The sequence below is a fragment of the Massilia brevitalea genome (genome assembly GCF_030711405.1).
Taxonomy (GTDB): Bacteria; Pseudomonadota; Gammaproteobacteria; order Burkholderiales; family Burkholderiaceae_D; genus Telluria; species Telluria brevitalea.
This window is the reverse complement of the sequence record NZ_JAULSI010000081.1, coordinates 1-11,091: the sequence shown is the minus strand read 5'-3', so window position 1 is coordinate 11,091 and position 11,091 is coordinate 1. Positions and strand designations below refer to the sequence as shown.

Genomic DNA, 11,091 nt, shown 5'->3' with positions numbered 1-11,091 from the left:
CTGAATTGTTCAGAAAGCGCGTCTATAACCAGGCGGGTCTTGACAATTAAGCTCATCTTGGCGTGCTTGCTCGGCAAGAATCTGCAACTTTGCAATTTGTTCCTGGTATTCCTGATAGGTTGGCATAGCTTATCTTTTCTGATATGTGGAGTCAGCAATTTATCACGACAACGCTTGAATCGACTGATACAGCAAATTCCACGCGTGTTTAAAACATCGGTTGCTATTGCTTATTAAGTAGTTCTTCCGTGCCGGCGCGCGGGCGTTAATGAAACTGCTAGGATTCTTTATTGCCTGTGCGAAGAGGGGGCCAACAACCCTTACCTTTGCAAATAATGCCAAATGCGTAGGTGCATTTAATCCGCAGCGGCCGAGCTATTCCCTCAGCCGCTGCTGGAACCGGTTAAGAGATAATTTCCTGCTTCATGCCAGCCACCATGACACCATTTCTGCGGCGATAGGCGAACCGGTACAAGATTGGCAGAACAAGCAGCGTCAGCGCCGTAGAGGAAAGAATGCCGCCAATGACGACCGTTGCTAGCGGCCTCTGGACCTCGGCGCCAGTCCCAGTTGCGATGGCCATTGGGATAAACCCGACTGAAGCCACGAGAGCGGTCATGAGCACTGGTCGCAGACGGGTCAACGCCCCATCGTGGATGGCGTCATGAAGTGGCCTTCCTTCTTCCTGCAGGCGTTTGATAAACGAGACCATTACCAGTCCGTTTAGCACCGCAACACCTGATAGCGCAATGAAGCCGACAGCGGCTGAGATTGAGAGCGGAATCCCACGGAGCCATAGTGCGAGCACTCCACCGGTAAGCGCGAACGGAATCCCGGAAAACACAATCAACCCATCTCGAAGGTTCCCGAACATCGCGAAGAGCAGAGTGAACACTAGAAGCAGAGCCAGCGGGACTACAACTTTTAGCCGGCCGGTCGCTGACTCTAACTGCTCAAACTGGCCACCCCACACTGTCCAGTACCCTGCAGGTACCGACACGGACTTTTCAATCGACGCCCGGGCTTCGTTCACAAAAGAACCGATGTCTCGCCCGCGAACGTTCGCCGACACGACAACGCGCCGCTTTCCGCTTTCTCGACTAATCTGGTTGGGTCCAGGGCCAACCTCCAGAGTAGCAACCTCACGCAACGGAATGAATCGCGGGCCAGAGGTCGATTGCTTGGAGCGGGGGAGCGCAATTGGCAGGCGTCCCATCGAATCCAAATCGTTCCTAGTGCCCTCCGGAAGCCGGACTACGATGCCGAATTGACGGTCTCCTTCGAATACCGTTCCCGCTTCCGTACCCCCTACAGCAGTAGCGACAGCGTTCTGGACATCGCTTATGTCCAGGCCATATCTCGATGCTTTGTTTCTATCGATATTTATCGTTAGCGTCGGCAAGCCGGTTGCCTGCTCAACTTTCACATCAGTCGCGCCAGCGACTTTCGCCAGGGCCTTGGACAGTCGCTCAGCAGTTTCGGTGAGCACCTCCATATCGTCACCGAACACTTTGACAGCAACGTCGCTACGGACCCCAGAGATGAGTTCGTTAAACCGGAGCTGGATTGGCTGAGAGAACTCGTATGCGTTACCAGGCAGAGTGGCTGCCGTTGCTTGAATCGCCTCGAGCAACTCGTCACGCGATTTCTTGGGCTTAGGCCACTGTGACTCCGGCTTGAGCATCACGTATCCATCGGACATAGTCGGTGGCATGGGGTCGGACGCCACCTCAGATGTTCCAGTACGGGCAAACACGCGTTCAATTTCCGGATGCTTCGCCTTGAGTTCCCGTTCTAGCTGGGCTTGCATGGTAACTGTTTGGGACAAGCTAGTGCCTGGGATGCGGTTCGCGTTGATGGCAAAGTCTCCCTCGTTCAGGCTTGGCGCAAATTCGCTGCCAAGACGCGTCGCCAGAAGGCCCGACAGTAAGATGCTGACCACGGCGAACGTGATGACGACAGGACCGTTAGCCATGACCTTGCGAAGGAGCGGTTCGTAGAGCCGCTTGGCTTGGTGCATCAATCTGCTTTCCTTCTCCGCCACGGACTTACCGATGAACAGCGCTACGGCGGCAGGAACGAAAGTAATTGAAAGAATCATGGCCCCAAGTAGTGCGATGACGACGGTTATCGCCATCGGATGGAACATCCTGCCCTCGACACCGGAGAGCGCAAAGATAGGCAGGTAGACCACCATGATGATGAGCTGGCCGAAGAGAAGCGGCCGGCGCGCCTCGCGCGACGCAGCGAAAACCTCCTCGAAGCGTTCCGCTCGGGTGAGCGGGCGACCGAGCCGCACCTGCGCTTCTGCAAGCTTTCGCACACAGTTTTCTACAATAACCACGGCCCCGTCGATGATGATGCCGAAGTCCAGGGCGCCCAAGCTGAGCAGATTAGCGCTGACCTTGTACGTGACCATGCCTGTAAAGGTGAAGAGCATCGAAAGCGGTATGACCATCGCAGCGATGATTGCAGCGCGAATGTTTCCCAGGAAGAGAAACAGCACTGCGACGACGAGCAACGCGCCCTCTACCAAGTTCTTCTTGACGGTATTGATGGCCTTGTCGACCAGCACCGTTCGGTCATAGACCGTTATTGCATGCACGCCTTTCGGAAGGGTTCGATTAATTTCCTTCATCTTCAAGTCGACCGCCTGGGAGACGGCGCGGCTGTTTTGACCGATAAGCATGAAGACTGTTCCAAGCACCACCTCGCGCCCGTTGTCAGTCGCGGCGCCAGTACGAAGCTCTTGGCCAATACTTACTTCAGCCACATCCCGAATGCGAATTGGGATTCCCTGAGCGGTTCCCAAGGTGATACTCGCAATCTCATCAAGCGACCGTACCTGTCCCGGTGCGCGAACTAGAAGCTGTTCGCCGCGCCGCTCGATATACCCGGCGCCCGCAGTGCTGTTGTTACGGTCTATCGCCTCGACAATGTCCTTCATCGTGAAGCCGTATGCGGCCAGGCGCTGCGGATTGGGGGCGACGTGGTACTCCTTCACGTATCCACCAATGGAATTGACCTCAGTGACACCGGGCACAACGCGAAGCTGCGGCTTGATAATCCAATCTTGAACTTCCCGAAGGTCCGTAGGCGTGTACGGTGTCCCATCGGGCTTACGTGCGCTCTCATCGGCCTCTACTGTCCAGAGGTAGATTTCTCCGAGACCCGTCGAAATGGGGCCCATTTCCGGGGTGACGCCCGCAGGTAAGCGCTCCTTTGCCTCCTGCAGCTTTTCGTTCACGAGCTGCCGGGCAAAGTAGATGTCGGTCCCGTCTTTGAACGTCACCGTCACTTGCGAAAGTCCGTAACGAGAAATGGACCTTGTCTGCTCAAGATTCGGCAGACCGGCCATTACGTTCTCGATAGGATACGTTACCCGTTGCTCCGACTCGAGCGGCGAGAACCCGGGCGCCGCAGTGTTAATTTGGACCTGAACATTCGTGATGTCCGGGACCGCGTCGATGGGGAGACGTTGATAGTTGTAGACTCCAATCGCCGCCATACCGATGACGATTAGAAGGACCAGCCATCGGTGCGCGATGGCAAAGCGGATTAGACGTTCGAACATGAGTGCGCTCCGCCTTAGTGAGAATCTTCGTCGCTGGATTTACCCAGCTCCGCTTTGATTACAAAGCTGTTGCCGGCAGCGTACTCGGTGCCTGGGGCGAGCCCCTTCGTCACCTCGACCGTCGCAGTATCTCTACGGCCAAGAGTCACGTGCTCCGCTCGGAAGCCTCCAGGCATACGGACAAATACCGTTGGCTTCTCTTCAACAGTTTGAATCGCGGCCGCTGCAACCGTGACCGGGGCTTCCCGCTGATTCGACTGGAGCTGTACCTCGACGTTGACGAACAGTCCCGGACGCCAGGAAAGGGCGGGATTGGGGAGGACAATGCGGGCGGTGGCAGTGCGAGTTTCAGCACCGAGCAGCGAGCCGACGTATGCAATCTTCCCGACGGCTTCAGTTTCAAGCGCGCTCGCTCTAACCGTGACCTGCTCCCCAACACGCATGTTACCGAGGTCACCGGCCGGCACCGCGACATCCGCCCAGACGGTGGAGAGGTCGGCAACGGTAAAGAGCGACGAGTCCTCTTTGACTGACTGACCCAGAGAGACCGCCTTTTCTACGACTACACCGTTGAAAGGAGCCCGGAGCTCATAGCTGTTCAACCCGCCTTTGGAATGGGCGCTAGAGCCAAGAGCGCGTAGCTTTTGCTCCGCGTTGCGATAGTCGATTTCTGCTTCTTGCATGGCCTGGCGGGCCTGCAGATAGTCCTGCTCTGCCGAGATTTTTTCTTCCCACAGTTTCTTCTCGCGCGCGAGGGTCGTTTTAGCAAGCGATAGCCGCTTCTCGGCAGTGAGCAGTTGGCTACGCAGGTCAGAGAGTTCCACGCTTGCGATAACGGCTAGCACTTGCCCCTTCTTCACTGATTGACCTATGTCCGCGTGTACTGCCTGTACGGTTCCCTCCAGGAGTGGGACAACCTGTGCCGTCCTGTCCTGGTTGAACTTAATCTCTCCCGGAAGAGTGAGCGTAGAACGAATCGTAGCTGGCCCGGCCTTGAATACCTTGATTCCTGAAGCTGAGATTTGAGCGTCCGTGAGCTTGACGCTGTCGGAATGCGCCTCTTCGGCTTCATGGGAGTCTTCACCAGCTTCGCCTTCCGCCTTACTCGCAACCTGTTCCTCCGCATGTTCTGACTCACCTGCCTCGGCAGCCGGGGCCCGTGGCTTGGTCAACATGATAAGGAGCGCCAGGACGACGCCTACGACTAGGATGCCGACGATGTACGCCAGCTGTTTCTTTGAAATTTTGCTGTCCATTTTCGTCTCTTAGTGTTCGATGTTCGGCATGTCTACGCCGGTAATACGTGTGATGTCCGCGGAGGCACGATGCGATTCAGAGAACGCACGCAGGTAATCCGCTTTCGATTGGATGAGAGTGCGCTGGGCATCTAGCACATCGAAATAGGCAAACTTGCCGAACTCAAATCCCTTGACGGCTGCGTCATATGCGCTTTGGGCACCCGGAAGAATTTCGGAGGCGAGTACCTGAGCCTCATGGCGAGACACGCGGAGCCGTTCGTACGCCTGGACAAGCTCGTTGTAGGTCCTGGTCTCAGCAGCTTCGAACTCGTCCTTTGCAACATCTGTTCGACGCAGTGCTTCAAGGACGTTTCCACGGTTTCTATCGAATAGAGGTAGAGGTACCGAGAGGCCGAAGACCGCCTGATTTCGGCCCAGCTCAGCTGACCGCTTTATGCCAGCCGTGATGGCCACGTCGGGAGTGCGTCGGCTCTGTTCGACTGCAACCAAGGCCTCGCGGCGCGCCACTTCGACACGAGCGCGGACTACTCCAGGCAAGGACGAGAACTTAGCAGCTAGCACTTCCCAGCCGGGAAGCTCGGGGAGAGTGGATACCGTGCCAACAGCATGCTGGAATTGCGGGGAGACGTTTTTCCACGTGGAGGCCAAGGCAAGCCGAGCATTGTTTAGTTCACTCTGCGCTTTTGACACCTCGAGACGAACATACGATTGCGCGACACGCGCCCGGGTTTCCTCTACGGGCGAGGCTTTTCCTGCTTGGACGCGTTTGGAGACCGCAGTCGTCACTCTGTCGGCGACGTCTTGCGATTCTTGGGAAAGTCGCAAGCGCTCCTGTGCCGCCACAGTATTCATGAATGCCGTGATGACGTCAGCCTGCACCGCGGCTCGCCTGACGCTAAGGTCAGCCCGTGCTGCGTCCTGGGCCCGTTCAGCTGCACTCACACGGCTGGCGCGTCGCCCGCCTAGTTCGAGCGGTTGGCTGAGCTGAACAGTAGTCTCTCTGGTCTCGCGCCTGGTGTCCTCGACTCCAATCTCAAGAGTCGGGTTCGGTAATGCCCGGGCCTGCATGGTAGCCGCCTCTACGGCCAGAACCTCATGTTCGGCTGCACGTAGTTCAGGGTTCGCCTGCAGTGCCAAGCGAAGCGCGGCTTGTAGGGGCAACGAGCCTGAGGGTTCACGCGTTTGGTTTGCAGCATTTGACGGCATCGTATGCCCGAGCTGCGCAGGCGGGTGTGCCGTTATTTGGGCAAGAGCTGGACAGCTCAATGCCACCGCAAGAAGCGGAATGATTGGTCGATACATCGAATTCTCCGAAATTTGGACGAAATTCGACGGGACCCCTGTTAAGGGTGCTAACGGAGGGAGTCTCGTCGCTGCTAGGCGACGAGATGCCAGTCGGGCTTTGAGGGGCCCTCGGGAATATGTGATGAGTAGTTCAGGGTTCCAAGTGCTGCATGCCGGCGCGCGTCAGGAGTTGGAGGTCCATCGGAGGCGGATGTAAAAAAGGCGTGCGAGAAGAGGTGGCAATATTCACAGTCTGCATGCGCTTTTTCCATTTCTCCATCGTCGTCAGCCTCGCCGACTTGCGCCTTATGCTCATGTGCATGGTGCCCAAAATGGAGACTGGCGCCGTTCTCATGCTGGCAATAGGCGGCAGCCGCTGACCAGGAATACTGGGCAGGCAGTACGAGCATCAACAGTATGAGGAGAAGTCTTTTCACGGTGCGGACGATAGCATAAGTATGGTTAAGATGAAGTGTGGGCCGACAACATGGACATGGTCTATGACTGTGCTTTGCTAGATTTCAGCAGGCGCAGTCCGTTGAAGACGACCAGTAAGCTTGCTCCGACGTCAGCGAACACGGCCATCCACAATGTCGCAGAACCAGCTAACGCAAGAGCGAAGAAGACGGCTTTGATGCCGAGGGCAAGGACTATGTTCTGAATTAGAATCGCATGGGTCGAGCGGCTGAGCGAAACAAACGAAACGAGTTTTGTGAGGTCGTCGTTCATGAGCGCGACGTCAGCGGTCTCGATGGCGGTATCGCTGCCGGCGGCCCCCATAGCAAACCCGATGTCCGCCTTGGCCAACGCTGGTGCGTCGTTAATGCCGTCGCCAAGCATGCCAACCATGCCGAATTGCCTTTGAAGTTCTTCAACTTCTTCTAGCTTCCGCTCCGGCAGAAGCTGCGCGAGAACCGTGCTAATCCCAGTTAGCTTTGCTACGTACTGTGCTGTTCGGTCGTTATCGCCGGTGAGCATTACAGTGGTAACGCCCATCTGTTTCAACCGGTCGATTGCCAGCGCGGCTTCCGGGCGAACCGAATCGGCCACTGCAATTACCCCTAAAACTGACGCGGCATCGGCCAGGATAACTGTCGTCTTCCCTTGTTCTTCAAGGGTGGCGAGAACCCGCTCTACCGCGGGAGTAAGGAGGCCTAGTTCCCTTATCAAGCGCTGGTTACCCAAGTGGTATGCAACGCCGCCGATAGCGCCCCGGACACCACGTCCTGGCAACGATTCAAAGGAGGTTACAGGGATAGGTGCGCCACTTGACACGGAGGCAGCGACAATCGCACTCGCTAGAGGATGCGACGAATTGATGTCCAGACTGCCGGCGATACGCAGAACGTCTTCGTTTGATAGGGATGACGTCGTAGCTACTTCGGTGACTTTCGGCCGGCCGGTCGTTAGGGTACCCGTTTTGTCTACAGCGATAGCCCGAAGTCTGTAGCCGGTTTCAAGGAACTGGCCACCTTTCACCAAAATGCCCATCCTTGTTGCGGCAGTAAGGCCGCTCACGATAGTCACCGGCGTGGAGATGACCAGGGCACAAGGGCAGGCGATGACCAACAGAACCAGGGCCTTGTAGAGCCATGGGGCAAATTCTCCGCCAAATATCAAAGGCGGAACCAGTGCGACCGACAACGCCAAGAGGACCACAGCAGGAGTGTAGTAACGTGCGAAGACATCGACAAAACGCTGGGTCGGCGCCTGATTACTTTGCGTTTCCTCGATTACTCGAACAATTTTGGCGAGAGTGCTGTTTCGGCTGTCCGATGTCGCCTTGACTTCCAGGACCCCTCGCTCATTGATGGTGCCGGCAAAAACTTGGTCACCGACTGCTTTGTCGACAGGTACGCTTTCGCCTGTAATAGGTGCCTGATTTACCGAGGACTCGCCGGCCTGGACGACGCCATCGAGCGGGATGCGGTCGCCAGGCTTCACTAGAAGGACATCGCCGATTTGTACCGCTTCGACCGGTACTTCGCGCAGTTCACCGTTAGGTGACCGAAGGTTCGCCACGTCAGGTGCGAGCTTGAGGAGACTGTGGACGGCGTTCCTCGCCCGGGTGAGTGATAGGCCTTCGATTAGCTCGGCGACAGCGAAGAGAAAGACGACCATTGCGGCCTCTGGCCACTGACCAATTACAACCGCGCCGATGACCGCGAGGCTCATCAGGAAATTGATATCAAGAGTGAGGGTTCGCAGCGCGATTAGCCCTTTCCTCAGAGTTGGAATGCCACCTGTGGCGATAGAAATAAGCGCTAGGGCTATCACGAGGGGGGAGGAGTCCGTGTGTGTTGTCCAAGCGAACGCTTCCGCAGCGGCTGCGGTGACTCCAGACACTGCTAACAGGGATTTTTGACTCGTCGTGAGGCCCGCCGACGCACCATCGTTACGCTGAGTCGCTGCAGTTTCGTCGACTAGCTCCGCGTTCATTCCAACAGACCGTAGGGCAGCGGAGATGGGGTCTGGACTCATGAGCTCATGGTGGACCGTAAGCGTTCTACTCATGAGGTTAAAGTCGAGTCGAAGCACGCCCTTAATCGGCTCCACCTTGTTACGGATGAGCCGCTCTTCGGTAGGGCAGTCCATGTTCGAGATGCGATACCGCACAACTTCCGCTCCTGCAGGTGGCAAGGGCGCGTCCTCAGCGGTCGTTGTCGCTTGTCCCTTCGCCGCGCAACATGAGGCAGCTGCCGGGCTGGCTGAACGATTTTCCGTACTATCGTCTAAGCTCGAACTCGGCGAAAAGCGGCTTAGTGCACGCGGGATTGCACTATCGTTTGAGCAGCAAGCAGTCGCCAGCTCATCTGCCGAGTCAACCTCCGCAACCGATTGCTCGCGTAATTCCAAAGTAGGCGCCTGAGCAGCATCAGCAGGAGCTGGGGAACAGCAATCCTTGCTACGTTCGGGGGTCATGTGAGCACTTTCAAATTCGAGTATGATTCCATTAGAAACCCTGTAGTAACTACGGGGTCAAGCGTTTTGGAGGATTTATGCGCATTGGTGAGTTGGCTAAGCAAACGGGGTGCGACGTCGAGACCGTTCGCTACTATGAGAAGGCTGGACTGCTGCCGGAGCCGTCGCGTAGCGACTCCGGATATCGACAATACATGGCGTCGCATCTTGAGAGGCTCCAGTTCATCCGCCACTGTCGGTCGTTACAGATGGGACTCCCTGATATCCGCGTGCTCTTAGAGCTCCAAGCGCAGCCGACCAGCGGATGCCAAGGCGTCAATGACTTGCTTGACCACCACATCGAGCTAGTCCGCATCCAAATGCAGAAGCTTCAAAGTCTGGAGAAGCAACTGATGACGTTGCGTCATCAGTGTGAGCAACCTCATCTCGTCCAGCAGTGCGGCATTCTGCAGAACCTGAGCGATGTCGCTTCGGCCACCGACAGCGGCTGCCACAAACGACAACATACAACTGCTTAAAAGAATCAACGATGGCTAAACTTTTTTTCTCTTACTGTCATGCCGACGAGGCGCTGCGCGACCGGCTCGAAGTGCACCTCTCCATGATGAAACATCAAGGGTTAATCGAGACATGGCACGACCGCGGAATTACGGCTGGCTCTGATTTAGACTCATCTATTAAGGAAAATCTCGAAACCGCTGACGTTATTCTCTTACTGGTAAGTGCGGATTTTATTGCCTCTTGGTATTGCTTTTCCGTTGAGATGAATAGAGCTCTTGAGAGGCATGCTGAAGGCAGCGCCCGCGTCATTCCTGTGATTCTTGAGCCATGTGACTGGCATCCCGCACCGTTCGGCAAACTGCTCGCTGTCCCGAAAGATGGTAAAGCTGTGACTACATGGCCGAATCAGGCAGAGGCGTGGACGGACGTAGCCCGTCAGATTCGCACGGCAATCGAGGATATGGCTCGTGCAACCCCAACAGCTACAACGTCGAAAGAAAGGGGCGAGTCAGCGTGGGGCATCGCGCGGCCTGCGGCAGATGTCGGCCAACCGGCTGCATTTAGTACCACGCAGGCGTTGGAGCAGTCAGCGCAGGAAAGGCCAAGGTCTAGCAATCTGCGACTCAAGAAGGACTTCACGGACTTTGACCGTGATAAGTTCTTGCACGACACGTTTGAATTCATGGCTAAGTTTTTCAGCGCCTCGCTAGAAGAGCTTGCCGCTCGCAACACAGGCATCCAAGTACGCTTCCAGCCGCTGAGCGGTCAAGCGTTCTCTGCGGTTGTCTATCGTGAAGGGAAAACCGTCGCTGAGTGCTCGATACGCATCGGTGGTCTTGGCAGGGGCTCTTCATCGCTTGCATTTTCATACGGCGCCGACGCAGGGGCCAACTCGTTCAACGAAATGCTTACTATTGAGTCCGACAGTCAAGCTATGCATTTCAAACCCATGGGTATGCAGTTCCATCGTGGCAACCAAAATTCTCAGTTATCAGAGCAGGGGGCCTCAGAGTACTTCTGGGAAATGTTTATCGAGCGACTTCAACGCTAGCTAGTTTTTCAACGCCAGGTTGCCATTACCTGATGAGACGGTGGTTTTTGTTACGACCTTCTAGCCAACGGCGCACGTCCACGGAAGGTGCGAACAGATGGCAAATAGTGACAGCTCGGTCGAGGGCGCCTGCGTCAACATGAGCAGCTCCGAACCTCACAAGGGAACTGGCGAGCTTGTGTCATCAATACAGGAGGATTCATCAAGCAACGCTTGTACTACCTCTTCTGGTCCGAATGCCATGGCCCCGGGCCACTTCTCTTGCCTGAGCAAACGAAAAAGACCGGCTTCGTTGTGCCACCTAATGACGTGCTGATGTCACTTTTCATGGTTTGCCGCTAGCAGGTGCTGAGGCGCATCGCAATCAGCCTGCAGGGATATAACACTGGACTTGCCGTCAAGCCAATGTTACTTGTGGACATTTCAGTGGTCTGTCGATAGACTTCGTTAGTAGATGTTTAGTATCGTGCGATCATATTCCTCGCCGTAGCTGGCCTTTG

Annotated in this window: 7 protein-coding genes; 2 read left to right on the top strand and 5 right to left on the bottom strand. The window is 56.1% G+C overall.

Annotated elements, in window-relative coordinates:
* Positions 1-403: 403 nt before the first annotated feature.
* From QWL29_RS25860 to QWL29_RS25840, 5 genes are all read right to left on the bottom strand, one after another.
* Positions 404-3,574 carry an efflux RND transporter permease subunit gene (locus QWL29_RS25860; RefSeq protein ID WP_305825728.1) on the bottom strand — a complete coding sequence of 1,057 codons (3,171 nt, stop codon included), beginning with the start codon at positions 3,572-3,574 and terminating at the stop codon, positions 404-406.
* 14 nt (positions 3,575-3,588) lie between these two features.
* Entirely contained in the window at positions 3,589-4,830 is a 1,242-nt protein-coding gene (locus tag QWL29_RS25855) for an efflux RND transporter periplasmic adaptor subunit (RefSeq protein ID WP_305825727.1), read from the bottom strand.
* A gap of 9 nt (positions 4,831-4,839) precedes the next feature.
* The gene (locus QWL29_RS25850) at positions 4,840-6,039 is read right to left on the bottom strand and encodes a TolC family protein (protein WP_305825729.1); all 1,200 of its coding nucleotides are present in this window, start codon (positions 6,037-6,039) and stop codon (positions 4,840-4,842) included.
* A gap of 170 nt (positions 6,040-6,209) precedes the next feature.
* On the bottom strand, positions 6,210-6,527 hold the full coding sequence (locus tag QWL29_RS25845) for a DUF2946 family protein (RefSeq protein WP_370663747.1): 318 nt from the start codon (positions 6,525-6,527) through the stop codon (positions 6,210-6,212).
* 88 nt (positions 6,528-6,615) lie between these two features.
* Positions 6,616-9,039, bottom strand: a complete 2,424-nt coding sequence (locus QWL29_RS25840) for a heavy metal translocating P-type ATPase (protein ID WP_305825725.1) — start codon at positions 9,037-9,039, stop codon at positions 6,616-6,618.
* Between the two features lie 77 nt (positions 9,040-9,116).
* On the opposite strand from QWL29_RS25840, the gene cadR reads away from it, so the two are divergent.
* Positions 9,117-9,557, top strand: a complete 441-nt coding sequence (gene cadR, locus QWL29_RS25835; RefSeq protein WP_305825724.1) for a Cd(II)/Pb(II)-responsive transcriptional regulator — start codon at positions 9,117-9,119, stop codon at positions 9,555-9,557.
* Positions 9,558-9,568: 11 nt separating this feature from the next.
* On the top strand, positions 9,569-10,591 hold the full coding sequence (locus QWL29_RS25830; RefSeq protein WP_305825723.1) for a toll/interleukin-1 receptor domain-containing protein: 1,023 nt from the start codon (positions 9,569-9,571) through the stop codon (positions 10,589-10,591).
* Positions 10,592-11,091 lie beyond the last annotated feature (500 nt).